Annotated in this window: 1 pseudogene; it reads left to right on the forward strand. The window is 31.8% G+C overall.

From position 1 onward, the window contains the following. A pseudogene (locus HC176_RS19060) lies at nt 1-243 on the forward strand (cation:proton antiporter); the annotation flags it as partial. Nucleotides 244-292 lie beyond the last annotated feature (49 nt).

Below are 292 nucleotides of genomic sequence, written 5' to 3' on the forward strand. Positions count from 1 at the left end.
GTCAAAGAAGACTTCAAAAGTAAACTCGCTGTAAGTTTTTTTGGAATAAGAGGTATAGGTTCAATTTTCTACCTCTCCTGGGCATTTGTAACCTTTGACTATTTCGAACATAAAAATGAATTGTATGCCATTACTGCTTATATTATCCTTATCTCTATTGTACTTCACGGGTTAACTGCGCCTACAGCTATTGAATATTTCAGGAAAAAAAGTCTGGCAGAAAAAGAAGAAGCACCTAATTAACAATAGCTTATAAGAGCTTTTAGAAGATTCTCTTTTAAAATTATTATTT

This window comes from Tamlana crocina (assembly GCF_012037625.1).